29 protein-coding genes are annotated in these 24276 nt (G+C 66.5%); 12 read left to right on the plus strand and 17 right to left on the minus strand.

The genetic code is table 11. The features are described 5' to 3' along the window. Window positions 1–4: 4 nt before the first annotated feature. The 5 genes from AC4ELH_RS14080 to glgX form a co-directional block, all read right to left on the minus strand. A complete protein-coding gene (locus AC4ELH_RS14080) occupies window positions 5–1162 on the minus strand; it encodes an acyl-CoA dehydrogenase family protein (protein ID WP_064885210.1) in 1158 nt (385 codons plus the stop codon). A gap of 71 nt (window positions 1163–1233) precedes the next feature. Next, entirely contained in the window at window positions 1234–1986 is a 753-nt protein-coding gene (locus AC4ELH_RS14085; protein ID WP_082941780.1) for an ABC transporter permease, read from the minus strand. Window positions 1987–2029: 43 nt separating this feature from the next. Beyond that, window positions 2030–2857, minus strand: coding sequence for an ATP-binding cassette domain-containing protein (locus tag AC4ELH_RS14090; RefSeq protein WP_498884993.1), 828 nt, complete (start codon window positions 2855–2857; stop codon window positions 2030–2032). After that, complete coding sequence (locus tag AC4ELH_RS14095) at window positions 2854–3306, minus strand: MarR family winged helix-turn-helix transcriptional regulator (RefSeq protein WP_463791778.1); 453 nt, start codon at window positions 3304–3306, stop codon at window positions 2854–2856. The genes AC4ELH_RS14090 and AC4ELH_RS14095 overlap by 4 nt, the downstream gene beginning before the upstream one ends. 300 nt (window positions 3307–3606) lie before the next feature. Next, window positions 3607–5724 (minus strand): glycogen debranching protein GlgX, encoded by a 2118-nt coding sequence (glgX, locus tag AC4ELH_RS14100; protein WP_064886573.1) that lies wholly within the window; start codon window positions 5722–5724, stop codon window positions 3607–3609. 98 nt (window positions 5725–5822) lie between these two features. Here glgX and AC4ELH_RS14105 point away from each other — a divergent pair, with 98 nt between their 5' ends. Further along, a complete protein-coding gene (locus tag AC4ELH_RS14105) occupies window positions 5823–6638 on the plus strand; it encodes an enoyl-CoA hydratase/isomerase family protein (protein WP_498884995.1) in 816 nt (271 codons plus the stop codon). On the opposite strand, the gene AC4ELH_RS14110 is transcribed toward AC4ELH_RS14105, so the two are convergent. The 7 genes from AC4ELH_RS14110 to AC4ELH_RS14140 all read right to left on the minus strand — a co-directional run bounded on the left by AC4ELH_RS14110 (window position 6631) and on the right by AC4ELH_RS14140 (window position 12118). Next, window positions 6631–7191, minus strand: coding sequence for an isochorismatase family protein (locus tag AC4ELH_RS14110; protein ID WP_498884997.1), 561 nt, complete (start codon window positions 7189–7191; stop codon window positions 6631–6633). The genes AC4ELH_RS14105 and AC4ELH_RS14110 overlap by 8 nt on opposite strands. 10 nt (window positions 7192–7201) lie before the next feature. Further along, the gene (locus tag AC4ELH_RS14115; protein WP_448444741.1) at window positions 7202–8488 is read right to left on the minus strand and encodes a hypothetical protein; all 1287 of its coding nucleotides are present in this window, start codon (window positions 8486–8488) and stop codon (window positions 7202–7204) included. After that, complete coding sequence (locus AC4ELH_RS14120; protein ID WP_064886558.1) at window positions 8485–8925, minus strand: hypothetical protein; 441 nt, start codon at window positions 8923–8925, stop codon at window positions 8485–8487. The genes AC4ELH_RS14115 and AC4ELH_RS14120 overlap by 4 nt, the downstream gene beginning before the upstream one ends. After that, window positions 8922–9107: a hypothetical protein gene (locus AC4ELH_RS14125; protein WP_064958525.1), complete on the minus strand. Its 186-nt coding sequence runs from the start codon at window positions 9105–9107 to the stop codon at window positions 8922–8924. Before AC4ELH_RS14125 ends, AC4ELH_RS14120 begins: the two co-directional genes overlap by 4 nt. Further along, window positions 9104–10933 (minus strand): hypothetical protein, encoded by a 1830-nt coding sequence (locus AC4ELH_RS14130; protein WP_064886574.1) that lies wholly within the window; start codon window positions 10931–10933, stop codon window positions 9104–9106. The genes AC4ELH_RS14125 and AC4ELH_RS14130 overlap by 4 nt, the downstream gene beginning before the upstream one ends. Before the next feature lie 90 nt (window positions 10934–11023). Next, window positions 11024–11818: a DUF427 domain-containing protein gene (locus AC4ELH_RS14135; protein ID WP_498885001.1), complete on the minus strand. Its 795-nt coding sequence runs from the start codon at window positions 11816–11818 to the stop codon at window positions 11024–11026. Window positions 11819–11854: 36 nt separating this feature from the next. Continuing rightward, entirely contained in the window at window positions 11855–12118 is a 264-nt protein-coding gene (locus AC4ELH_RS14140) for a hypothetical protein (protein ID WP_088304506.1), read from the minus strand. 141 nt (window positions 12119–12259) lie between these two features. On the opposite strand from AC4ELH_RS14140, the gene AC4ELH_RS14145 reads away from it, so the two are divergent. From AC4ELH_RS14145 to mmpH, 5 genes are all read left to right on the plus strand, one after another. Continuing rightward, entirely contained in the window at window positions 12260–12817 is a 558-nt protein-coding gene (locus AC4ELH_RS14145; RefSeq protein ID WP_498885053.1) for a hypothetical protein, read from the plus strand. Continuing rightward, a complete protein-coding gene (locus tag AC4ELH_RS14150; RefSeq protein ID WP_498885003.1) occupies window positions 12792–13247 on the plus strand; it encodes a PPOX class F420-dependent oxidoreductase in 456 nt (151 codons plus the stop codon). The genes AC4ELH_RS14145 and AC4ELH_RS14150 overlap by 26 nt, the downstream gene beginning before the upstream one ends. Before the next feature lie 130 nt (window positions 13248–13377). Continuing rightward, the gene (gene manT / locus AC4ELH_RS14155) at window positions 13378–14649 is read left to right on the plus strand and encodes an MMP alpha-(1->4)-mannosyltransferase (protein WP_064886562.1); all 1272 of its coding nucleotides are present in this window, start codon (window positions 13378–13380) and stop codon (window positions 14647–14649) included. Continuing rightward, a complete protein-coding gene (locus AC4ELH_RS14160) occupies window positions 14643–15365 on the plus strand; it encodes a class I SAM-dependent methyltransferase (RefSeq protein ID WP_463791782.1) in 723 nt (240 codons plus the stop codon). Before manT ends, AC4ELH_RS14160 begins: the two co-directional genes overlap by 7 nt. Window positions 15366–15398: 33 nt before the next feature. Further along, the gene (mmpH, locus tag AC4ELH_RS14165; RefSeq protein ID WP_498885006.1) at window positions 15399–16454 is read left to right on the plus strand and encodes an MMP endo-(1,4)-3-O-methyl-alpha-D-mannosidase; all 1056 of its coding nucleotides are present in this window, start codon (window positions 15399–15401) and stop codon (window positions 16452–16454) included. Here mmpH and AC4ELH_RS14170 read toward each other — a convergent pair. Next, window positions 16451–17122, minus strand: a complete 672-nt coding sequence (locus tag AC4ELH_RS14170) for a class I SAM-dependent methyltransferase (protein WP_498885008.1) — start codon at window positions 17120–17122, stop codon at window positions 16451–16453. The genes mmpH and AC4ELH_RS14170 overlap by 4 nt on opposite strands. Before the next feature lie 54 nt (window positions 17123–17176). Between AC4ELH_RS14170 and AC4ELH_RS14175 the strand changes: the two genes are divergently transcribed. Continuing rightward, entirely contained in the window at window positions 17177–17746 is a 570-nt protein-coding gene (locus AC4ELH_RS14175; RefSeq protein ID WP_498885010.1) for a TetR/AcrR family transcriptional regulator, read from the plus strand. Here the strand turns inward: AC4ELH_RS14175 and AC4ELH_RS14180 are convergent. Beyond that, window positions 17723–18310 carry a TetR/AcrR family transcriptional regulator gene (locus AC4ELH_RS14180; RefSeq protein ID WP_064886566.1) on the minus strand — a complete coding sequence of 196 codons (588 nt, stop codon included), beginning with the start codon at window positions 18308–18310 and terminating at the stop codon, window positions 17723–17725. The two genes, AC4ELH_RS14175 and AC4ELH_RS14180, sit on opposite strands and share 24 nt — an antisense overlap. Window positions 18311–18401: 91 nt before the next feature. Here AC4ELH_RS14180 and AC4ELH_RS14185 point away from each other — a divergent pair, with 91 nt between their 5' ends. Beyond that, window positions 18402–19763: a cytochrome P450 gene (locus AC4ELH_RS14185; RefSeq protein ID WP_498885012.1), complete on the plus strand. Its 1362-nt coding sequence runs from the start codon at window positions 18402–18404 to the stop codon at window positions 19761–19763. A 4-nt stretch (window positions 19764–19767) separates the two neighbouring features. Here the strand turns inward: AC4ELH_RS14185 and msrA are convergent, their stop codons facing one another. Beyond that, a complete protein-coding gene (gene msrA, locus AC4ELH_RS14190) occupies window positions 19768–20280 on the minus strand; it encodes a peptide-methionine (S)-S-oxide reductase MsrA (RefSeq protein ID WP_064886567.1) in 513 nt (170 codons plus the stop codon). A gap of 35 nt (window positions 20281–20315) precedes the next feature. Here msrA and AC4ELH_RS14195 point away from each other — a divergent pair, with 35 nt between their 5' ends. From AC4ELH_RS14195 to AC4ELH_RS14210, 4 genes are all read left to right on the plus strand, one after another. After that, window positions 20316–20720, plus strand: coding sequence for a hypothetical protein (locus AC4ELH_RS14195; protein ID WP_498885014.1), 405 nt, complete (start codon window positions 20316–20318; stop codon window positions 20718–20720). Window positions 20721–20762: 42 nt separating this feature from the next. Beyond that, on the plus strand, window positions 20763–21269 hold the full coding sequence (locus AC4ELH_RS14200) for a nuclear transport factor 2-like protein (protein ID WP_498885016.1): 507 nt from the start codon (window positions 20763–20765) through the stop codon (window positions 21267–21269). A gap of 28 nt (window positions 21270–21297) precedes the next feature. After that, window positions 21298–22314: an NAD-dependent epimerase/dehydratase family protein gene (locus tag AC4ELH_RS14205; RefSeq protein WP_463791787.1), complete on the plus strand. Its 1017-nt coding sequence runs from the start codon at window positions 21298–21300 to the stop codon at window positions 22312–22314. 62 nt (window positions 22315–22376) lie between these two features. Further along, window positions 22377–23195 carry a class I SAM-dependent methyltransferase gene (locus tag AC4ELH_RS14210; protein WP_448444763.1) on the plus strand — a complete coding sequence of 273 codons (819 nt, stop codon included), beginning with the start codon at window positions 22377–22379 and terminating at the stop codon, window positions 23193–23195. A gap of 63 nt (window positions 23196–23258) precedes the next feature. Here AC4ELH_RS14210 and AC4ELH_RS14215 read toward each other — a convergent pair whose 3' ends face one another. Then, complete coding sequence (locus AC4ELH_RS14215; RefSeq protein ID WP_055118792.1) at window positions 23259–23477, minus strand: hypothetical protein; 219 nt, start codon at window positions 23475–23477, stop codon at window positions 23259–23261. 109 nt (window positions 23478–23586) lie between these two features. Continuing rightward, complete coding sequence (locus AC4ELH_RS14220; protein ID WP_064958517.1) at window positions 23587–24060, minus strand: DUF4262 domain-containing protein; 474 nt, start codon at window positions 24058–24060, stop codon at window positions 23587–23589. Between the last annotated feature and the right edge of the window lie 216 nt (window positions 24061–24276).

A 24276-nucleotide genomic window follows, 5' to 3' on the forward strand; every position in this document is an offset into this window, starting at 1 on the left:
CAACTCACAATCCGAGAATGGTGGACGAGATGATGGTGCGCTGCACCTCGTTGCTACCGCCGTAGATCGAGGTCTTGCGGTAGTTGAGGTAGTGCGGGGCGGCGTGCTGGGCCCACTCCGGTGAGGCGATGTCGTCGGCCTCGTACGGCAGCGCGTCGGCGCCGGCCACCTCGACGAGCAGCTCGGTGGCGGTCTGCTGAAGCTGGCTGCCGCGCAGCTTGAGCACCGAGGATGCCGGGCTGGGCTTGCCGTCGGCCGAATCCGACGTCACCCGCATCTGGGTGAGTTCCAGTGCGAGGACGTCGTTCTCGGCCTCGGCCAGGCGGGCGGCGAACAGCGGATCGGCCAGCAGGCCGTTGGCCGCGGCACGTTCCTTGACCTCGGCCAGGCGAACCTTGGTGCGGGCCACCTGGGCGATGCCGGTCCGCTCGTTGCCGAGCAGGAACTTCGCGTAGGTCCAGCCCTGGTTCTCCTCGCCGACGAGCTGGTTGGCGGGCACCCGGACGTCTTCGAAGAAGACCTCGTTGACCTCGTAACTGCCGTCGATCAGCTTGATCGGGCGCAGCGTGACACCGGGGGTGTCCATTTCGAACAGCAGGAACGAGATGCCGGCCTGCTTCTTGGGGGCCTGCGGGTCGGTGCGGACCAGGCAGAAGATCCAGTCCGCGTGCTGACCGAGCGTCGTCCACGTCTTCTGGCCGTTGACGACGTAGCTGTCGCCGTCGCGCACCGCGGTGGTGCGCAGCGAGGCCAGGTCGGAGCCCGCCTCGGGCTCGGAGAAGCCCTGGCACCACCAGATGTCCAGCGCCGCGGTCGGCGGCAGGAAGCGCTCTTTGACCTCCTGCGAGCCGAACTCGGCGATCACCGGGCCGACCATCCTCGCGTTGAAGGTCAGTGGCTCGGGAACGCTGGCCAACTGCATCTCGTCGAGCCAGATCTGATGCTGGTTGGGCGTCCAGTCCTTGCCGCCCCACTCGACGGGCCAGTTGGGCACCGCAAGACCGTGCTCATGGAGGATTTTGTGCGCCGTGATGATGCCCTCTTTGCCGATCGGCAGCCCCAGCCGGTTTCGTTCTCGAAGCTCGGCGGGAATCTTCGTCGTGTAGAAGGTGCGCAGCTCATCGCGGAAAGCTGCTTCCTCCGGTGTGAGCGCCAGTTGCATGACCGTCTCCCTGTCGGTGGATCTGTCTGCACCCTAAACCACCCGGTTGGTTGGGTGCACCGGGGATGCGTCTAGCGCACCAGTCGACGCAGCAACGACGAGGCGACGACGACTCCGAGCACCGCAGCCACGATCAGCACACTGATGTCGAGTGCCCAATTGGTCGGTGTGCCGATCAGCAGCCCGCGTAGCGCGTTCACCTCATAGCTGAGCGGGTTGACCGTGGACAGCCATCGCAGCCAGGTCGGCATGATGTCGACGGGATAGAGCGCATTGGACGCGAAGAACAACGGCATGGTGATGGCCTGGCCGATCCCCATCAGCCGGTCCCGTTTGCGCACCAACCCGGCCAGGGTCATCGACAGACACGCGAAGAACGCCGCACCCAGCGCCACCACGGCCATCGCGGCCAGGATGCGCAGCGGATTGACCGTCATCGCGATGCCCATCAGATAGGCAAGCAGCACAACTCCGAGCACCTGGACCACCGAGCGCACCCCGGCTGCGAACGCCTTGCCCGCCACCAGGGCGGAGGCCGGCGCCGGCGTAACCATGAGTTTGGCCAGAATGCCGGCGTCGCGGTCCCAGATGATCTGGATGCCGTAGAAGATCGAGATGAACAGGGCCGACTGGGCGATGATGCCCGGCGCCAGGAATGTCAGGTAGGGAACGCCACCGGTGTCTACGAGATGGAGTCGGCTGAAGGTCTGGCCGAAGATCAGCAGCCACAGCGCGGGCTGGACCATGCGGGTGAAGAGTTCGGTGCGGTCGTGGCGCAGCTTCTGCAGTTCGACGAGGGCGAAGGCCGACATCCGCAGCGCCATCGCGCGGACCCGTCGCATCCCGCGCGGCGCCAGGACCAGGGACTCAGCTGACACGGCGGGCCGTCCTGCGGGTGGCACGTACCTCGCGCATGCCGCCGTTCTGTTGCCCGTCGTCGGTCAGGTCCGAACCGGCGTAGTGGCGGAAGACGTCCTCGAGCGTGGCATCGGGGGCATCGGTGGCCTTGACGACCCGTTCCTTCAGTTCGGCCGGCGTTCCGACCGCCTGCAACCGGCCGTGGTGCATCAGCGCCACCCGGTCACACAGGGCGTCGGCTTCGCCCATGTAGTGCGTGGTGAGCAGCACCGTCATCCCGAACTCCGCCTGCATCCGGCCGACCTGCGTCCAGACGCTGTCGCGGGCGATGGGATCGAGCCCGACCGTGGGCTCGTCGAGGATCAGCAGCAGTGGACGGTTGACGAGTGCCTGGGCCAGCTCGAGTCGGCGCACCATGCCTCCTGAGTAGGTGCCCGCCACGGCATCGGCAACATCGAGCAGCTGCATCGACTCCAGCGCCCGGTCGACCCGCTCCCTGCGTTCGGCCCGCGGCACGTCGTACAGTCGCGCGAACAACTCGACGTTCTGTCGACCCGTCAGTGCCGCCTCGATCGAGAGTTGTTGCGGCACATAGCCGATGTTGTGTCGGATGTCCATGGTGCGCCGCTCGGCGTCGAGACCGAAGATCCGCACCTCGCCTTCCTGCACCGGCGTCAGTGTGGTCAGCACCCGCACCGCTGTGGTCTTGCCTGCCCCGTTCGGGCCGAGCAGGCCCAGGGTCTCGCCGCGATGTACCTGCAGGGTGAGGTCGTCGACGGCGGTGAAGGTGCCGTAACGATGGGTCAGGTGCCGGCAGTCGATGGCCGGGTCGGTCATGTGTCCCCCTCGTGCAGGAGCCGGGTCAGTTCGGTCATCACGTCCAATCCGTTTGCCAGGTCATTGATCTGGTCGTCGTCGAGTTGTGCCAGCACGGCCGAAAGCGCGGCGCGGCGGGCCGCCCTTGACTCGTCGGCGATCGCCTGTGCGGGCGGGGTGAGTCGTAGACGGACCACTCGCCGATCCGAGTCGTCGGTGGTTCTGGCCAGCAGTCCGTCGCCGACCAGTCGCGACACCAGCGTGGAGGCGGAGTTGGGCACCAGGCTGAGTTCGGCGGCCGCTTCCCGCACCGAGATGTCGGGCCGTCGGCCGACCAGGCGCAACAGTTCGCCCTGGGACTGGGTCACCCCGGTGGCATCGAATCCGCCGCCGGTGGACCGGCGTAACTGCCTACGGAACCGGCCGACGACGGTGAAGAGTTCGCCCACAAGATCTCGATGTGTTTCCACGCCGACACAATACCTCTGTAACAGAGGTATTGCATGGTGCGCGACGGTGAGATGAACGTTGAATGAACCAACTCGCGGGGCTAGAAAGGGGGGGCGGCAAACCCGCTGAGACGCCGCAGCCGTGGCCGCAGGGTAGTTGCCGCCGCTCTTCGGCTCGTACCCCCCAGCCCGCCCGGCCGGTGACATCAAGCAAGCGCTCAACGTCTACTTAGGCGGCCACGGCTGCTACATGTTCAAGGTACCAGATTTCCTGGTTAGGGCACGGACATTGGACCAATTAGCAACGCTTTGAATTGACGCTCAATCTGATTCGGCCTGCAGCACCAGGACGGCGCGCGCATCCACACTGACCGTGCTGCCGGCCGGGGCGGCATCGCGTGTGGAGTTTGCCGAAGTGCTGATCGCGGGAATCCAGCGGGCACCGAATTGCGCCGGTGGTAACGCGAACTCGATGGGCTCGTAGTGCGCGTTGAAGCACAACAGGAACGAGTCGTCCACCACGCGCTGGCCCCGGACATCCGGGTCGGCGATGCCCTGACCGTTCAGGTACACGGCAACCGACTTGGCGTATCCCGTCTCCCAGTCCTCGGCGGACATGTCGGAGCCGTCAGGGGCGAACCAGGCGATGTCGGGCAGTGCGGCCGCGCCCGCTTCCCGTACCGGTCGACCGTCGAAGAACCTGCGGCGCCGGAACACCGGATGCGCCGCGCGCAGCGCCGACACCGACCGGGTGAACTCGACCAGGTCGAGATCGGCTGTGGCCCAGTCGATCCAGGAGATCTCGTTGTCCTGGCAGTAGACGTTGTTGTTCCCGCGCTGGCTGCGGCCCAACTCGTCGCCATGGGAGAGCATCGGAACACCCTGGGACAGCAGCAGGGTGGCCAGGAAGTTGCGCTGCTGTTGGGCGCGCAGGCTGTTGACCGCAGGATCGTCGGACGGACCTTCGGCCCCGCAGTTCCACGACTTGTTGTTGCTCTCGCCGTCGCGGTTGTCCTCGCCGTTGGCCTGGTTGTGTTTTTCGTTGTAGGACACCAGATCACGCAGTGTGAAGCCGTCGTGTGCGGTGACGAAATTGATCGAGGCGAAGGGGCGACGGCCGGTCTGCTCGTACAGATCGGCCGAACCCGTCAGCCGGTAGGCGAACTCGTCGAGGGTGGCCGGCTCGCCCCGCCAATAGTCGCGCACGGTGTCGCGGAACTTGCCGTTCCACTCGGTCCACTGCGGCGGGAAGTTGCCCACCTGGTAACCGCCGGGGCCGACGTCCCACGGCTCGGCAATCAGCTTGACCTGGCTGACGATCGGATCCTGTTGCACCAGTTCGAAGAACGCGCTCAGCCGGTCCACGTCATAGAACTCGCGGGCCAGCGTTGCGGCCAGGTCGAAGCGGAAACCGTCGACATGCATCTCCGTCACCCAGTACCGCAAGGAGTCCATGATGAGCTGCAACGAGTGGGGATGACCGACGTTGAGACTGTTGCCGGTACCGGTGTAGTCCATGTAGTACTGCTTGTCGTCGTCCACCAGCCGGTAGTACGCGGCATTGTCGATACCGCGCATCGACAGCGTCGGCCCCAGGTGGTTGCCCTCGGCCGTGTGGTTGTAGACGACGTCGAGGATCACCTCGATGCCGTTGGCGTGCAGCTCACGCACCATGGCCTTGAACTCCTGCACGTGCCCGCCCGGGGTGCCGGCCGAACTGTAGCGCGGGTCCGGCGCCAGGAACCCGATCGTGTTGTAACCCCAGTAATTCGACAGACCTTTGTCGACCAGGGTGGAGTCATCCACGAAGTGGTGCACCGGCATCAGCTCGACGGCGTTGACCCCCAAGGCTTTCAGGTGCTCGACGATCACGGGGTGGGCAACGCCTGCGTAGGTTCCGCGCAGCTGCTCGGGAATGTCCGGGTGGGTCTGGGTGAGGCCCTTGACGTGGGCCTCGTAGATGACGGTGTCGGCATACTCGTGGCTGGGTGGGTGGTCGACGCCCCAGTCGAAATACGGATTGATCACCACGGCTTTCGGCATGTGGGTCGCCGAATCGTCGTCGTTGCGGGTATCAGGATCATCGAAGTCGTAGGAGAAGAGCGGCTGGCCCCAGTCGAAGGCACCTTCGATGGCCTTGGCATACGGGTCGAGCACGAGCTTGTTCGGGTTGCAGCGGTGCCCGGCCGCCGGATCGTACGGGCCGTACACCCGGTAGCCGTAGCGCTGCCCGGGCTCGATGCCGGGAACGAAACCGTGCCAGACGAATCCGTCTACCTCGGGAAGCGTCACCCGCGTCTCGTGCAGAGTCCCGGATTCGTCGGGATCGAACAGGCAGAGTTCGACCCGGTCGGCGACCTCGCTGAACAACGCGAAATTGGTACCCGAGCCGTCATAGGTCGCACCGAGCGGGTACGGCTTGCCCCGCCACGTTTCCAGAGCGCTTCGGTCAACTTGATCCGTGGAGGTCACAAATTCGACGATACGGCGCTCGGGGATCTGCGGCCGGACGAACGGGCGGCGGTACCTTACGAGCTGTGACCCTTCGCTCTGAACCGCCGGAGTATCAGACGGTGCGGCTCACCGTCGACGACCAGGTCGCGGTCATCACGCTGGACCGCCCAGCGCAGCGCAACGCCTTCGGCGGCGGGATGCGCGAGGAGTTGGCCGATGCCTACCTGCGATGCGACGCCGACGACGCGGTCCGGGTGATCGTGCTGACCGGGGCGCCACCCGCGTTCTGTGCCGGCGCGGATCTCGGCGCGGGGGAGCAGACCTTCACCGAGCCGGGGCAGGAGTTCAGCGCCGCCGGCCTGGCCGTACCGGCCTGGACCCTCGGCAAGCCGGTGATCGCGGCCGTCAACGGACATGCCATCGGGATCGGCCTGACAATCGCATTGCAGTGCGACATCAGGTTTTTCGCCGCCGATGCCCGGTACGGCGTGGTGCAGGCCCGGCGCGGCATGGTCGGCGACGCCTACTCACATTGGGTGCTTCCCCGGCTGGTGGGCCTGGCCAATGCGGCGGAGATCCTGCTGACCGGAACCACATTCGACGGACATCGCGCCGTCGAACTGGGCCTGGGGAGCCGGGCGCTGCCGTGGGAGCAGGTGCTGCCTGCCGCACTGGAACTGGCACACGACATCGCGGTCAACACCGCGCCGATGTCCGTCGCGGCCAGCAAGCGGCTGCTGTGGGATTCATATGACCTCGACAGGGCGGGTGTCGGCGCCCGGGAGACCGAGATTCACCTGCAGTTGATGGCGCACGACGACGCGCGCGAAGGCGTGCGTGCCTACGTCGAGCGTCGGGAGCCGCGCTGGTCGGGCCGGCCCGTCGATCCGACTAGATGACTTCCACTCCGGCGCTGCGAAGTTCATCGATTGCCGCAGTGCTGCTCTCGGGCGCCACACCTGCGGTGAGGCTGGTGAGCACGCGGGTGCGCAGGCCCGCCCTGGCCGCGTCGGCGGCGGTGGCCGCGACGCAGTAGTCGGTGGCGATGCCCACCACGTCCACCGCCTCGACGCCCCGCCCGGCCAGCCAGTCCGCCAGCGCCGTCCCCGAAGAGTCGACGCCCTCGAAGCCGCTGTAGGCGGCCGAGTGGTGCCCCTTCTCGAACACGGCCTCGACCGCGGCCGGATCGAAATCGGGGTGGAACGCCGCACCCGAGGTGCCGGCCACGCAGTGCCGCGGCCACGACGTCCGATAGTCGGGGGTGTCGGAGAAGTGGTCGCCCGGGTCGATGTGGAAATCCTTGGTGGCCACCACATGGTCGTATCCGTGGTCGGTGGCGAGCAGTGCGGTGATGTCCCGCGCCACCGCCGACCCACCGGTGACCGCCAGCGAGCCGCCCTCACAGAAATCGTTCTGCACGTCGACGACGATGAGTGCCCGGGGCGTGTGCATGATCCCGACGCTACCCGCCGAACAGCAGGTAAAGACCAGTGAAGGTGTAGCCGACCATCACCAGCATCGTCGCGAGTTGGCCGGTCAGCTGGTGCTGTTTCGGCAGCAGGCGCAGGGCCCGGTCATGCGCCGCGATCACCCCGGCCACGTGACCGGCGAGCACAAACCCGACCTTGAGGGTGGCCAACAGCGTCGGATGACCGGACAGGAAGTAGCTGACCTGGACGTCGTGGAGCCCGAAGAGCAGGATCACCGTCTGCTGGCCCCGCTCGACCAGATATGACAGGTAGTGCGCGAACACGTAGCCGATGACGATCGGGATCAGCGAGTGCGCCATGAGCCCGGGCAATTGGCGGCGCAGCCGGCGGTCGACCCCGCCGGTGGTGCGGGTGGCCGCCCAGAACGTGACCGCCACCGTGGCGGCGAACACGAGCAGGCCCACGGTCCGGATCGCGCTGGAGCCCAGTGGTGATCCCGAATGTGCGTCGACGAAGTTGCGCCACTGCGGCATCGCCGAGAAGCTGTCGAACGCGGTGGATCCCAGGAGCACCGCCAGCACGGCGACCAGCCCCGGCCGCACCGTCAGCGACGGCAGGTGATCGAACGGGTTGCCCAGCACGAACCGGCCGTCGAGGCGGCGCACCGGCGAAAGCTTCGATGCCACCGTGCTGTACACCTCGAACGGGTCGGCGCTCTCCAGCCAGCGCGGACCGCAGCACAATGCTCCGGCGAGTGTCACCGCCAGGTAGACCAACAGCCAGTTGCGAATCGCCACAACCGATCCCGGGTCCGGGCTGGCCAACTCCAGCCATACGAACGCGAACAACCCCGCGGCGGCCGGCCAGTAGCCGAGCCGCTCGGGGTAGTGGCGCCGGGCGGCGACAGGTATGAAGCGGTACAGCGTCCGGACCGGAGAGATGAGCCGCCACACCGGGCCCAACAGCACCGACGCCGCGACCAACCCAACCCACAGCAGGACGTAGAAGACACCCGGCAGCGGATTGGCGCCCGCCGCCCGGGCGAAGCCGGTGTAGGCCACCCAACCGGTGAGGGCGAGCGCGAGCAGGCCCACCACCCAGCGCGTCACGGCGGCGTCGACGGCCGTCGTCACCCAGGACGGCAGTGGCAGGCCCGGCTTGCCCGGATCGAATCTGGGCCGACGCCAGGCCAGTGCCACCACCGCGAAGGTGAACGTCAGCGTCCACGCCGCACCGATCAGCGCATAGGTGTACGGGATCGGGAGATCGGTCGAACCGCCCAGACCATGGGCCAGTACCGCGGTCGACCCGGACGTCACTGCTGTACTTGCACGCTGGCGATCGTGCGGTTCAGGTGGTGCAGTTCGATGTCGACCGTGCCGGGCACATCGACGGTGAACTGGAACTGCTGACCGTTGCGGGCCTCGATCTTGAAGCTGTGCTCGGGGTTGGAGTGCACGTGCAGCTCATCGGTGGCGTCGCTGTTGACCCGCACCACGATCGGCTCGCCGACCTTGCCCTGCACCCGCTCGTTGGTCGGGGTGACCTCCCCGCCCTTGATGGTGACGTCGATCAGCAGCCGGGCAGGTGCCTGCTGCTCGTTGGTCATGTCCGACGGGTTCACTGTGGTGACCGAAGGAGTGGCCGAACCGGCTGAGCCGTCGGTCTTCTCGGACTCGCCGGAGCCGCCACAGCCGGCCGTCACCAGGGCGAGAGCGGACGCCAGGACGATGACACTGCATTTGAGGTTGATCACGGTGAACCATCTTCGCCTGAGGAGTCCGTACCTTCACCTTGAACGTCGTCTTGGTTCGCGTCGCTGTCCTGTCCGCGGCGCCTGTCCCGCATCGCCACATACACCACGACGCCCACCACGACCACGGCCGGAGCAAACGCCGGCAATGCCAGCAGCAGCGTGTGGTCGGCCTGATACGTCATGTGAGCCCGGCGGGTTCACGGCCCGCGGCCAGCTCCCTGGCGTTGATCCGGCCCGCGCCCCAGGTCAGCCCGGCGATCAGGATCAGGGTGCACACCAGGACAACCAGCGAAGCCGCGTTGTACAGCCAAGACGGATGATCGAGATTGCGTTCGCGCTGCAGGATCTCGATCTCCTGCACGAACTCCCGGTTGCTGGAGGCGAGTGCCGGGGTTTCGGGGGCACCGATGCCCGGGTCGGCGGGCAGGAAGATCGGCACGCCGGCCATGGTGGTTCCGTCCTGCACCCGCAGCAGGGTCTTCCATTTCCCGGATACCGGGATGGGCTGTGTCGAGCGGTAGTGCCCGGGGCCCACCTGCTCCAGCCGGTTGATCATCAGACCGCGATCGTTTGCCAGACCGCCCTGCCATGCCAGGATCGACACCCACTCGGGGTTGTCACTGACCAGGTCGGCCGGGGTGATCTGGACATCGGCCGAGGCCATGCGTTGCCCGTTCTGGGCCGGGAGATCGGTCAAAGTGACGGTGGCAGTGGCATTTTGCGGAACTTCGGTGCGCAATCCGTTGGCCACCGCACCGCCGATCACCAGGACGGTGAGCACTACGATGGAGATTCCGACTGCGGGCCGGGGTAACGGCTGCCCGGTGAGGACCAGGGCCAGCAGCGCGCCGCACAGGCCCATCGCGATGGCGACCGGGATCGCCATCGCCAGCGCCTCACCCCACATGCTGGTGGGCCACGGATAGTGGTAGACCGCGCCGATCCACAACGATTCCAGCCAGAGTCCGACGGTGGCCACACCGAGACCGGCCACCGCGCCGAACAGGATGGGGCGCTTCACAAGTGGGGTCAGTGCGATGAGTTCGACCACCAGTGCCGGACCCAGGTAGAGCGCGAACCAACTGATCGGCGCGCCCAGGACCGGACCGACGACGAAGGCCACGGCGCCGCGCAGCGCGATCGCGAACGCGGCGGCGATCAGCGCGGCACCCGGGCCGAGGACCAGGCGTGCCGCGACCGCGGCAAAGGCCGCCGCGGCCGCGATCATCATCGGCTGCAGCACCAGGCGGAACTGCTCGACGCCGAAGTCGTATTCGATCTGGAACACCGAGAGCCCGATGAACAGGCCGCCGAAGGACAGGAAGTAGAGGAACTTGTTGAACTTGCTGTCCTCGGCCATGCCGTCGGGGCCCATGGCCACCCGGCCCTCGTGTTCCAGTAACAGCACGGCTATCAGAGACAACCCGGCCCCACCGATGAGCATCAAATGGGTTGGGCCCCAGAGAGTGACGTCTTGCCCGAAGATCCGGTGCCAGATGTCGTCGAGCGGGAAACCGATGAGCGCGTACAGCCCGCACAGCGCCATCAGCACACCGCCGACCGGGGCGTACCAGGTACGGGTGATCCGGATGGCGGCCGGACCGGGCTTGTCATACGGCAGCACGATGGCCATCGACCCGGCGATGAACAGCAGGAACAGGCCGATCAGGATGAAATAGTGTGCGGGGTTGGCCAGCGGGCCGGCATCGCGCCCCTTGCCGATGTGCAGGCTGACGTCCCAGATGAAACCGAACAGCGCGCAGATGATCGTCGCGGTGAACAGGAACACCTGCAGCGCCACCCACGGCGGCCGGTGGAACTTGCGGCCCAGCCATTCGGCGAAATTGTTCAGCCAGGTGATGCGCCGGTTGCGGTGCAGATAGCCGATCCACAGCAGCGCGACCGTGACGATCAGGGCGACCACCGACATCCCGATCACCTGATCGAGTGCGGCACCTCCGCCCTCTGTCCCGGCGGCCGCGGTGAGCGTGACGTCCGATGGGCCCATCACGACCTCCGGTCAGCTGACATTGGTGTCGGTGTCAGATGTTGCCAGAACCAGGCGGCTGCAAACAGACGTTCCGTCAGTCCTGCGCCGTCAGCTCCATGCCGTGACGGGACGATCCATCCGTTCACCGTCGACGAATACGTCGACCCGCTCGTCGAAGAAGCAGATGTGGTCGCGGACCGGCACCGCCTCGATCAGTGGTTCGTGATAGGCCCACGCGACATCGGCAGGCCCGCCGGGCAGTGAATAGTAGGTGGCCCGGCCTTTGTACGCACAGTAGGTGACGGTGTCGCTGACGTCGAGAACGGCCAGCACGTCTTCGCGGGGAAGGTAGCGGCGGGTGGGCAGTCCGGTCTCGAATAGCAGCATGGGACTGCAGGATTCGGCCAGCAACTTCCCGTCGAGTTCGATGCGGATACGTCGGCGGCTGCGCCGGACGTCTATCCGGTGGAACGGGTCGTGCGGGTGCGCGACGATCGGCTCATCCTCTTCACGCCATTCGAACGTCGCGAAGTCCAGGATCACGTAGTCGGTCAGCTCCGGGTCGTCCGGCTGGAACGCTGCGGCGGCCCCGGTTTCCTCACCGGCGATGACGTCGAACGCCGTGCCCGGACAGGTGTGCGCGGTGAACGGCACCGACGGATCGAGGAAGCCGGGGATCTCGTCGTCCCCGACATCCCCGCCGGCCGGAACGAGTTGCGCCGTCAGCGCAGAGCGCGGCACCGCATATGTCGGGACCACCCGCCGTGGCTCCCAGACCAGCACAGCTTCGCTGGTGTCGGCCACCGGCTCACCGCCGAGACAGATCCGAATTCGCTTGGGCGTTGGCTGATATCGCAAAGCACCCAACTCGCTGCCGAGCAGGTCCGCCACTTTCACTGCCATCGCATCATTATCAGCGCCGACGGCGGTGGCTGTCTGCTACTTGACGTCGACGTAAACCGTGCGCTGCGTGACCGCGCTGAGAGTGTCGGTGCGGCTGAAGTTGGGGCCCGGGCGCACGGCCACGACGGACGCCTGATCCAGCGGCGACGAGCCCACGCGGTTGACGATCACCGTGTAACCCTGCGATTGCAGCTCTTTGATGGTCTGCTGGGCATTGCTGGGGCCGTTGGGCGCAGCCGAGGCCACCCCCGCCGAACCAATGATCGCGGCCACCGCAACGCCCAGCGCCGCGGCGACGATCCGAGAGTTTCCGATGGTGTTTCGCACTGGAGTGTCCTTACTTCCGATAGTCGCTTACGCTGCCATGTACCGGTAAGAACCGGCAGTTCAGACGCTTTAATTCCGATGGCAGAAATTGATCGCTCCGATGACCGGATCTGTGTGAAGCCAGGCAAACTGGCGGCCTTGCGGCTACGGCAGCGCGACGGGGTCACGTGCGGCCCGACCGTGGCGGTGGTGGCCGGCGCCCTGCTGGATCACACGTATCGTGCGGAGTTGCTGAGCCCCGAGGGGCACACCTGGTTCGCTGCGGAGCAGGGGCGAATTCACGCCGCTGTCAACCGGATCTGGCCGCGACAGCTCGGGACCACACCTGCGGGTATGGCCCGCGCATTGACCGATCACAGCACGAAACGTGGAGTGGCATACCGGTGGCGGCGATTTCGGGGTACCCGCGACTCGTTGTCGGACGTGCGAACTGCGGTCGCCGAGGGGTGGCCGGTGGCGATGCTGATCGGCGAGCGCGGCATCCCACGGCACTGGGTGTTGCTCGTCGGCGAGGGCCCTGAGGTTCTGGAGTGCTACGAACCGTCGTCGGGCATGGTGCTGCCGGTCGAGATCGAGGCGCTCCGCGGCGCGCGGTTGACCGGGCTGGGTTTCCCACGGCCCTTCGCCTTTGTCCTACCGTCGAACCATGACCAGAAAGTACGCGACCGCTGACGCCGTAGGGATCGACGAACTCCTGGACTTCGTGCGCCCCAGGCACCACATGGTGCTGACCACCTTCCGGGCCGACGGTTCGCTACAGACGTCGCCGGTGACCGGTGGGGTAGACGAGCAGGGGCGCATCGTAATCGCGAGCTATCCGCAGCGGGCGAAGGCGGCCAACCTCAGGCGTACGCCCCGGGCCAGCGTGACGGTGCTGTCCGATGAGTTCAATGGTCCGTATGTGCAAGTCGACGGTGACGCCGAGGTGATCGGACTGCCTGACGCGGTGGAACCGCTGGTCGACTACTTCCGTGCGGTGGCGGGTGAGCACCCGGACTGGAATGAGTACCGGCAGGCGATGGTGGACCAGGGCAAGTGCCTGATCCGGGTCACGCCGGTGCGCTGGGGCCCGGTTGCCACGGGCGGCTTTCCTCCCGGCTGACCGCCGGCCGACGCGTTGCGTTGGCTAGCAGGTCAAACTATAGTCTGGACACATGTCCAGAGGGTTCGGAGTCGACGCGTGAGCGTGTATTCCCAGCTCAGCACGATTTCGGCCGTCGGGTGATCTGATTATGCGTATCGCGTTGCTGTCCTATCGGAGCAAGACTCACTGCGGGGGCCAGGGCGTCTACGTGCGCTATCTGAGCCGCGGGCTCGCCGAACTCGGCCACGACGTCGAGGTCTTTTCCGGCCAGCCCTACCCCGAGGGCCTGGACCCCCGGGTCAAGCTCACCAAGGTCCCCAGCCTCGATCTCTACCGCGAGCCGGACCCGTTCCGGGTGCCCCGGCCCAGTGAGATCCGCGACGGTATCGACGCCCTGGAACTGGCCACCATGTGGAGTGCCGGGTTCCCCGAGCCGCGGACCTTCACCATGCGGGTCGCCAGGATTCTGGCCGAGCGCCGCGACGAATTCGACGTCATCCACGACAACCAGAGCCTGGGCTCGGCACTGCTGAAGATCGCCGACAGCGGCCTGCCCGTCGTGGCCACGGTGCATCACCCGATCACGCGTGACCGGGTCGTCGAGATCGCCGCGGCCAAGTGGTGGCGCAAACCGCTGGTTCGGCGCTGGTACGGGTTCGCCGAGATGCAGAAGAAGGTGGCCCGCAGGATCCCCGAGCTGCTCACCGTGTCGTCGTCCTCGGCGGCAGATATCGCCGAGGACTTCGGGGTGGCGCCGGATCAGCTGCACATCGTGCCGTTGGGCGTGGACACCGAACTGTTCAAACCTGCCGAGCACCGGGTGAGCGGACGGATCATCGCGATCGCCAGCGCCGATGTGCCGCTCAAGGGGGTCAGCAATCTGTTGCATGCGGTGGCCCGGCTGCGGGTGGCCCGCGATCTCGACGTGCAGTTGGTGTCGAAGCTCGAACCGAACGGGCCGACCGAGAAACTCATTGCCGAGCTCGGTATCTCCGACATCGTGCACAGCTCCAGCGGGCTGAGCGATGAGGAACTCGCCGCGCTGCTCGCCTCCGCCGAAGTGGCCTGCATCCCGTCGCTCTACGAAGGCTTTTCGCTGCCCGCCGTGGAGGCCATGGCCAGCGGAACCCCGATCGTGGCCAGCCGCGCGGGGGCACTGCCCGAGGTGGTCGGTGACGACGGTGCCTGCGCCCGGTTGGTGCGCCCCGCCGACGTCGACGAGCTGACCGCCGTCCTGGGTGAACTGCTCGACTCGCCGTCGGAACGGCGCAGACTCGGCGCCGCCGGACGACAGCGGGCGCTCGACGTCTTCAGTTGGGAATCGGTTGCCGCACAGACGGTATCGGTGTACGAGATGGCCCGTGAGCGGGTTGGGCTGCGCACGCGAGGAGCAGGAGAAGGAAAGGTGACTTCATGCTGACCGTCGATTTCGATCGTCTCGGTGTCGGACCGGGCACCACGGTGATCGACGTCGGCTGCGGCGCGGGCCGGCACACATTCGAGGCGTACCGGCGCGGAGCATCGGTGATCGGCTTCGACCAGAGTGCGTCCGACCTCAACGACGTCGACACCATGCTGCAGGCCATGCGGGCAGAGGGCGAGGTTCCGCTGTCGGCCAAGGGTGAGGCCGTCAAGGGTGACGCGCTCGACCTTCCCTACACCGACGCCAGCTTCGACTGCGTCATCGCCTCGGAGATCCTGGAGCACGTCCCGCAGGACGAGCAGGCCATCGCCGAACTGGTACGTGTTCTCAAACCCGGTGGTTCCCTGGCCATCACCGTGCCGCGCTGGCTCCCGGAGAAGGTGTGCTGGCTGCTGTCGGATGAGTACCACGCCAACGAGGGCGGACACATCCGCATCTACAAGGCCGACGAGCTGCGCGACAAGGTCCTGGCGCACGGGCTCAAACTCACCCACACGCACCACGAGCACGCTCTGCACGCGCCGTACTGGTGGCTCAAATGTCTTGTCGGCACCGAGAAGAACGACCACTTCGCGGTCAAGGCGTATCACCAGCTGCTGGTGTGGGACATGATGGGTCGGCCCTGGCTGACCCGCACCGCCGAGTCGCTGCTGAACCCGGTGATCGGCAAGAGCGTGGCACTCTACTTCCGCAAGCCGGAATACAACGGGTAGGCCTCCGCTGTGCTCCTGCCTGAGATCCCCGGTGTGCCCGGAGTTTTGACACCAGACGACTGCGTACAGACGGCACGGTCGATCGCCGCGACCCAGGAGTCCTCAGGGGCCCTGCCGTGGTTCGACGGCGGCCACACCGATCCGTGGGACCACGTCGAGAACGCCATGGCGCTGACCGTGGCCGGCCTGATCGAACCGGCCCGGGCGGCGTTCGACTGGTGCCGCACCGTGCAGCGTGCGGATGGTTCCTGGCCGATCCAACTGCGCAACGGCGTCATCGAGGATGCCAACAGCGACAGCAACTTCTGTGCGTACGTGGCCACCGGCGTCTGGCACCACGTGCTGATCACCGGGGACCGGTCCTTCGCCGAGTTGATGTGGCCGGTGGTGACCCGGGCGCTGGACTTTGTGCTGGGTCTCCAAGCATCCGGTGGTGAGATCTACTGGGCCGCAAGTCCCGCGGGTCCGGTCGAGGAAGCACTGCTGACGGGCTGCGCGAGCGTCTACCACAGCATCCGGTGCGGGCTGGCGCTCGCCGATTACCTCGACGATCCTCAGCCCGAATGGGAGGTTGCCGTCGGGCGGCTCGGGCACGCCATCGCTGCGCATCCAGAAGCGTTCTCCGCCAAGGACACCCACGCGATGGAGTGGTACTACCCGGTGCTGGGCGGCGCCCTGAGTGGGGCGGCTGCCCAAACGCGGATCGACGATCGTTGGGATGACTTCGTCGTGCCCGGGCTCGGCATCCGGTGCGTCGACCACCGGCCCTGGGTCACCGGCGCTGAGACGTGCGAGCTGGTGATGGCACTGGACGCGATCGGTGACACCCGGAGGGCGCACGAACAGTTCGCGGCCATGCAGCACCTGCGTGAGGATGACGGATCCTATTGGACCGGGCTGGTTTTCGCTGACGGCAAGCGCTGGCCCGAGGAGCGCACCACCTGGACCGGAGCGGCCATGATCCTGGCCGCCGACGCGCTGTCGCAGACCACCGCGGCGAGCGGCATCTTCCGGGGTGTCGGACTACCGCGTGGCCTGGAGGGCGAGTACGACTGTGAGTGCGTCGGCGGGAAGGCCGGCGACCGCTAGTCCAGCTGACCCGGCTCGCCCGAGGTCCGCTCCAGGACCCTCATCGAACCCATCGCGGCGACCTCGTCGAAGGCGCCGGTGGCCAGCGCACGCTGGTAGATGTGGAACGGCGCCTGGCCGCCGTCGTTCGGGTCGGGGAACACGTCGTGGATGATCAGCGCGCCGCCGACCTCGACCCAGCGGGCCCAGCCGTCGAAGTCCCGCTGTGCGGCCTCCTCGGTGTGGCCGCCGTCGATGAACAACAGCCGCAACGGCATTCGCCAGCCCCGTGCCACCACGGGTGAACGGCCGACCACGGCCACCACATGCTCGTCCAACCCCGCGGCATCCAGGGTGTGGCGCATGGTGGGCAGCGTGTCGAACAACCCGGTGACCGGGTCGACCATGGTGGTGTCGTGGTACTCCCAGCCGACCTGGTGCTCCTCCGAGCCGTGGTGATGGTCGACGGTATAGAGGACCGAGTCGGTCTCCTGCGCGGCCGCGCCGAGCATCACCGTCGACTTGCCGCAGTAGGTGCCGATCTCCACTCCGACCCCACCGTCGAGGTAACGCACCCCGGCGTCGTAGAGCGCACGACCCTCGTCGGCGGGCATGAAGCCGATGACCTGCTCGGCGAGGGTGAAGAGACGCTCGGCGCGGGGCGGCAGGGCGGTGTCAGCGGTGCTCATGAATGCCCAACCTACCGTTGCTGGCCTCAGGCGGTTGTAGTAGCGTCCGGACACGTGTCCGAGACGGCTCTGGAGTCGACGCGCCGCCGTCTGAGTGCACGGCAGGCCGATACTGTCGAGCGCCTGGGCAAGGCCGCATTACAGCTGATCACCCGGGACGGATTCGCCGGACTGTCCGTGCGCCGGGTGGCTGCCGAGGCCGGGGTCGGAGCAGCCACGGCATACACGTACTTCTCATCGAAAGAACACCTCGTCGCCGAGGTGTTCTGGCGCAGGCTTTCCGCCGCGCCGCCGGCCGCTCACGAATCGGCCGACCCGGCCACGCGGGTGGTCGAGGTGCTGCGGCACATCGCCTCGCTGGTGGCCGACGAACCGGAGTTCGCCGGTGCGGTCACCAACGCCCTACTCGGCAAGGACCCCGATGTGGACGCCCTGCGCCAGCGCATCGGCGCCGACGTGCGGGGCCGACTGGTCGCGGCACTCGGGCCCGAAGTAGACCTCGATGTGATCGAAGCGCTCGAGTTGCTCTACACCGGCACGCTGGTGTGGGCCGGGATGGGATACGAGACCTATGCTGCCATCTCGCAGCGGTTGGAGAAGTCAGCGCGGTTGGTGCTGAGCTGAATTCGCAGTCATGATCGCCGTCGACGCGGCGACCGCGGGGCCGTAGATCTCCTGGATGTCCCTGCCGTCCTCGACGATCAGCGCGGTCAGTTCGCGAAGCCCGCCCAACAGGATGATGGCCATCGGCTCGGCGAGTCGGGGGAGACCCGCGCGCTCGAAGCCGGCGCTGCCGCTGAGTTCGATCAGCAGATCGGTCAGTTCGCGTAGGGCCGCGCGTTGCAGCGGTCGAGCTCTGCTGCCCAGTGCCGGCAGTTCACGAATCCAGCTCAACGTGATGGCCGGGGCGGACGCGATGTGGTCGACATAGGCGCCCACGGCCTGCCCGATCTGGTCTTGCCAGGGCGCCTCGGGGTCGACAGCGGTCTGGATGCCGTCGACGAGGGCGGCGTTGTTGGCGCGCAGCAGCTCGAGGAAACCGTCCTCCTTGGTGCCGAACTGGTCGTAGAAAGTGCGCTTGGAGGTGCGGGCGTGGCGGACGATGTCGGCCACCGTGGTCTCGCGATAGCCCTTGTCGGTGATCGCCGCGGCGAGACCGTCGAGAAGTCGCAGCCGGTAGGTCATCATGGCCGACCCCCTTGCTTTGCCTGGTACCTGGGAGTACCGTACCTCATAACCCATTGGTACCGAGCGGTACCAGGACCTGGCTGGAGATGGTATGACCGAGCTGGCAGCAGCTGAGAAGACCACCGAGAAGTCCACCGCGAGCACCACACCGGGTCGCGTGCCGCCCGATGCCCGCGTTCCGAAGCCGTTGCAGGCCATCGGCTTCATGCTGGCCAGGCGCCGGGTGGTCAAACAGATCGCCCGCCGTCAGGGGAATGTCTTCAAGCTCAAACTCCCGATCTTCGGGCCCACGGTGATCATCGCCGACGCCCAGTTGGCCAAGCAGCTCTTCGCCGCCAACACCGACGATGTCGGCAACGTCCAGCCCAACTTGAGCCGCATCCTGGGATCCGGGTCGGTGTTCGCCCTCGACGGCACAGACCACCGGCGCCGTCGCAAGCTGCTCACTCCGCCGTTCCACGGCAAGAGCATCAAGAACTACGAGCAGATCTTCGAAGAGGAGACGCTGCGGGAATCGGTGAACTGGCCGCAGGGTCAGGAGTTCGAGACGCTCGAGCCGATGATGCGGATCACCCTCAACGTGATTCTGCGCGCGGTGTTCGGCGCCGACGGCGAACAACTCGACGAGCTACGCCGCATCATCCCGCCATGGGTCACGCTCGGCTCTCGGCTGGTGGTGGTACCGACCCCGACCCGTACCTTCGGCCGGTTCAGCCCGTGGGGCCGGTTGGCCAGATACCGCCAGCAGTACGACGCCGTCATCAACCGGCTCATCGACAAGGTCGAAGCCGACCCGGACTTCGACCAGCGCGACGACATCCTGGCGCTGTTGTTGCGCAGCACCTACGAGGACGGATCGGCCATGTCCCGCAAGGACATCGGCGACGAGCTACTGACCCTGCTGGCCGCCGGGCACGAGACCACGGCGTCGACCCTGGGCTGGGCCTTCGAGCGGATCAGTCGGCATCCGAAGGTGCTGGCCGAGCTGGAGGCCGAGGCGGCCACCGACGGCAACGAATACCGTCAGGCCACCATCCTCGAGGTGCAGCGCAACCGCACCGTGATCGACTTCGCCGGCCGCCACGTCTACGCCCCGTCAATCCGGTTGGGGGAGTGGGAGATTCCGCGCGGGCACTCCGTGATCGTGGCGATCTCGCAGATCCAGGAGGCCGAGAAGGAGTTCTCCGACCCGGAGCGGTTCGACCCGCAGCGATTCGTCGGCAGCCGGCCCGGGCTGGGCTGGCTACCGTACGGCGGCGGCACCCGGCGCTGCGTCGGGGCGGTGTTCGCCAACGTGGAGATGGACGTGGTGCTGCGAACGGTCCTGCGCCACTTCGAGATCGAGACCACCACCGCACCGGGGGAGAAAGTGCACTCCCGCGGCGTGGCCTACACCCCCGCGGCGGGTGGGCGCTTGGTCGTGCGTCGCCGCGCCACGCCGCTGGGGGACTGACCCGCTATCCGGTGGTCTGCCGCTTGGGCAGTTTCCAGCCCGCCCGCGGGAAGTGGCAGGTGTACCCGTTCGGGTAGTGCACCAGATAGTCCTGGTGCTCGGGCTCGGCCTCCCAGAAATCGACGGCAGGCGTCACCTCGGTGACCACCTTGCCCGGCCACAGCCCGGACGCGTCCACATCGGCGATGGTGTCCAGCGCAACGCGCTTCTGTTCGTCGTCGAGGTAGAAGATCGCCGACCGGTAGCTTGTGCCGACGTCATTACCCTGCCGGTCCTTGGTGGAGGGATCGTGGATCTGGAAGAAGAACTCCAGCAATGCCCGGTAATCGGTCTGCGCGGGGTCGTACTCGATCTCGACGGCCTCCGCATGGCCCGGATGGTTCCGATACGTCGGGTGATCGTTGCGTCCGCCCGTGTAACCCACCCGGGTGGAAACGACTCCGGGCTGCTTGCGGATGAGGTCCTGCATGCCCCAGAAGCAGCCGCCCGCCAGGATCGCTCTCGAATAATTGCCCATGTGCCCCATTGTGCTCCGTGGTTACCGTGGTGGTCATGCGTGTAGTTGCAACGGCGGGCCTGGCCGGTTTACTCCTGCTGGCCGGAAGCCCCACTGCGACGGCCGATCCGTCCCAGGTCGCGGTGCCGGAGGTGCCGCCCGATCCCGCGCGCACCCTGTTCATCGACAACCCGGCGATCGTCGACCCGCACCTGACCCGGATCGAATCCTTCAGCCGTGACGGGGAACGTCTGCTGGTCAACTTCACCGCCGGGACCCCGGACTGCTTCGGCGTCCACGTGGTCGCACAGGAAACCGCCGATGCCGTCACGATCGACCTCCGCGGCGGGACACCACCCAAATCCGTCGGCCGAATGTGTATCGCACTGGCAGTGCACGGCACGGCCGAGGTGGCCCTGCAGGCCCCGCTGGGTTCCCGGCAGGTGCTGGCGGAGCAGTGACGGGTCTCGACAAAGGTCGATAGAACGTGTTCTAGTTTTGGGGTGACGAGCAGGTCTTTCAGCCGCGATGAACTCGCCGCTGCCTTTGAAACGTTCGAGCAGACCGTCGACCGGGCCGCGCAGACCAAGAACTGGGATGTGTGGGCCGACCACTACACCGTCGACGTCGACTACATCGAACATGCCGTGGGCACGATGAAGGGCCGCGAGCAGGTGCGGCCCTGGATCTGGAATACCATGACGACCTTCCCCGGGAGCTACATGACCGCGTTCCCGTCGCTGTGGTCGGTGATCGACGAACCCACCGGACGCATCATCTGCGAACTGGACAACCCCATGCGCGATCCCGGTGACGGCACCATCATCACCGCCACCAACATCTCGATCCTGACCTACGCCGGCGACGGCCTGTGGTCCCGTCAGGAAGACGTCTACAACCCCCTGCGGTTCGCCTCCGCGGCCCGCAAGTGGTGCCGTAAGGCAGCCGAACTCGGGACCCTCACCGACGAGGCCGAGGCGTGGCTCAAGAAGTTCGGGGGTGGCCGATGAGCGCTTGCGCGAAGAGGAGACAGCACAGATGAGCGCCAAACTCGTCATCGGCGCCAACGGATTCCTGGGCTCGCATGTATTGCGCCAGCTGGTCGTTGCCGACGATGGCTCGGAGATCCGGGCCATGGTGCGCCCCAATGCGAGCACCATCGGGATCGATGACCTCGACGTCACGCGGATTCACGGCGACGTCTTCGACACCGAGGCCCTGCGCGAGGCGATGACCGGTTGCGACGTCGTCTACCACTGCGTCGTCGATGCCCGCGGTTGGTTGCGCGACCCGGCACCGCTGTTCCGTACCAACGTCGAGGGCACCCGCAACGTGCTGGACGTCGCCGCGGAAATCCCAGGCCTGCGCAAGTTCGTCTACACCAGCAGCTACGTCACCGTCGGACGTAAACGTGGCAAGCGCTCCACCGAAGCCGACACCGTGGACGTGTCAAAGGTGACGCCGTACGTGCGCTCCCGGGTGCAGGCCGAGGAGCTGGTGCTGCAGTACGCGCGTGAGCGTGGTCTGCCTGCCGTCGCGATGTGCGTGTCCACCACTTACGGCAGCGGTGACTGGGGCCGTACCCCGCACGGCGCGATCATCGCCGGAGCGGCCTTCGGCAAGCTGCCGTTCGTCATGAGCGGCATCGACCTGGAGGCCGTCGGTATCGACGACGCGGCCCAAGCCATGCTGTTGGCCGCCGATCGGGGCACTCCCGGTGAGCGCTACCTCATCTCGGAGAAGATGATCAGCAACGCCGAGGTGGCCAGGCTGGCCGCCGAGGCCGCCGGCGTCGCACCCCCGCAGCGGTCGATCCCGCTACCCGTGTCGTATGCGCTGGCTGCAGCCGGCACCCTCAAGGGCAAGCTGCGCGGTACCGATGAGCGGTTGTCGCTGGAATCCCTGCGGCTGATGCGGGCCGAGGCCGAGCTCGACCACTCCAAGGCCGTGCGTGAACTCGGTTGGCAGCCAAGGCCGGTCGAGGAATCGATCGCCGAGGCGGCAAAGTTCTGGGTGGGTCTGCGGGCGGCCAAACGCGCACAGAAGAGCAGCTGAACACCACGCCGCGAGGTGTTAAGCCACTGGGCGGCAAGCGTATTGCGGCCTAACCTGGCGATATGACCGACAAGCTGAAAGTCGACCTCACCGGGGCTCCGCAGACCATGCTGGCGACGTTCTACGCCAAAGCGCTCGACGCCGGGATGCCCCACCCGATCCTGGGCGACCAGCTGGCCAAGGAGATCGCCGACCGCATCGACTACGACTGGAGCCGCACCTCGATCACCGAGGCGACGTCGCCGTCGGTGACCACCCGCAGCGCCCACTTCGACCGCTGGACCCGGCAGTTCCTGGCCGTGCATCCCGAAGCCGTGGTGCTGCATCTCGGATGCGGTCTGGACGGCCGGTTCTTCCGAATCAAGCCCGGCCCCGGCGTCGAGTGGTACGACATCGACTACCCCGATGTCGCGCACCTGCGCGAGCAGTTGTATCCGTCAGCCGAGCACTATCACGTCATCGCCGCCTCGGTCACCGACCCGGCCTGGCTGCGGGACATTCCCGCCGACCGGCCGACCCTGATGCTCGGTGAGGGGCTGACGATGTACCTCACCGAGCAGGACGGCGTCGCGCTCCTGCGGCGGATCGTCGACGGATTTCCTTCCGGGGAACTGCAATTCGACGCGTTCAACACGCTCGGCATCAGGGCGCAACTGGTTAATACCGTGGTACGTCGATCCGGGGCCAAACTGCACTGGGCCATCGACAAACCAGAGGACATCCTGCGGGCGGTGCCGGGCACCCGGCTGTTGACCAGGGAATCGCCCTTCGACGATCCGGTATTCGCCACCCTGCCCTGGTACTACCGGATGATGCTGGCCGTCATGAAGCCGGTTCCGGTGTTGCGGTACATGGCGCAGTATCACCGCTACGCGTTCTGATCGTTTCTTTGAAAACCAAAGCGGGGCAGCCCTTCCCGGGCAGCCCCGCTTAGGTTGTCGGTGTCAGCGGCCGCTGTGGCGAACGGTGGTGTCCACCTTCGGAACCATCGGCTTGGGGTGCAGTCGGTCGAGCCAGTCGAGCCGGTCGACACCCGCGGAGATGGTGACGCTGCTGGGGGTTGCGGTGTGAGCGGGCTCGGCGGCCAGGGCCGGTGCGGCCAGGCCGAGTACGGCTGCGCCCAATCCGCTGGCAGCGATGACGGCGAATCCGAACTTCTTCATTTCCCTGCTTCTCTCTGTCTCATGCCGGTTATGCCTGTGTAAACCGAGAGCTCAGGGGATCAATTTCCGTTGGCAGGAATTGATCGACTCATGGCAGAAAGAAGGATGTTCAGGCGGTCTCGCGGGGCCCTCGTGCGCCGAGAACAGGTTGGCGGAGGCCGCCCCGATTGAACTCGGAACACCACGGTGAGTGGCCGTGCTGGTCATACCAGACGATCTGCAGCGCACGGATATCGCGACCGCACAACTCCACAGCGAAACCGAGATGGGCGGTGGGCTCGCTGATTTCGACGAACTCGGCGAACCAGTCATCGGGCAGTGTGATGGTGTCGCCCGGGGCGGGTTCGGTCTGGTCCACCAGGTATTCCGCCACGGTGTTCAGCAGCTTCCACGTCATCAGCGGTGACAGCCCGGTGATCAGCAACTCGGGTAGCCCCGCCTCGCTGAGCCCGATGGTATAGCCGAACGGCCTGCGGTCGTGCTCGACGTATTGCACGGCCCAGCCACGCTCGAAGGTCTTCTCCCGCAGGCACTCGAGATAGTCCTGTCTGGTTGCCTCGGGGTGGTCGCAGATCCAGCACATCAGGTGGCCTTCCGTTGGTACTTGGCTGGTACTTGGCCGCCAGAGTCCTCCCCGGGTACGACATGTTCCGGCAGAGCTCGGTGGCTCGGCGGAACTGTTCGTCGATCTGCCGCAGCGTGTCAGTGGATCGGCGTAATATCGAACACATGTGGCGCTCCTAGTGTTCTAGTGGGCGCTTTTCTGCTGTTCAGCGGTGTTTTCGATTGAAGCTCAAGC

It is taken from the genome of Mycobacterium shunyiense, from assembly GCF_058270075.1.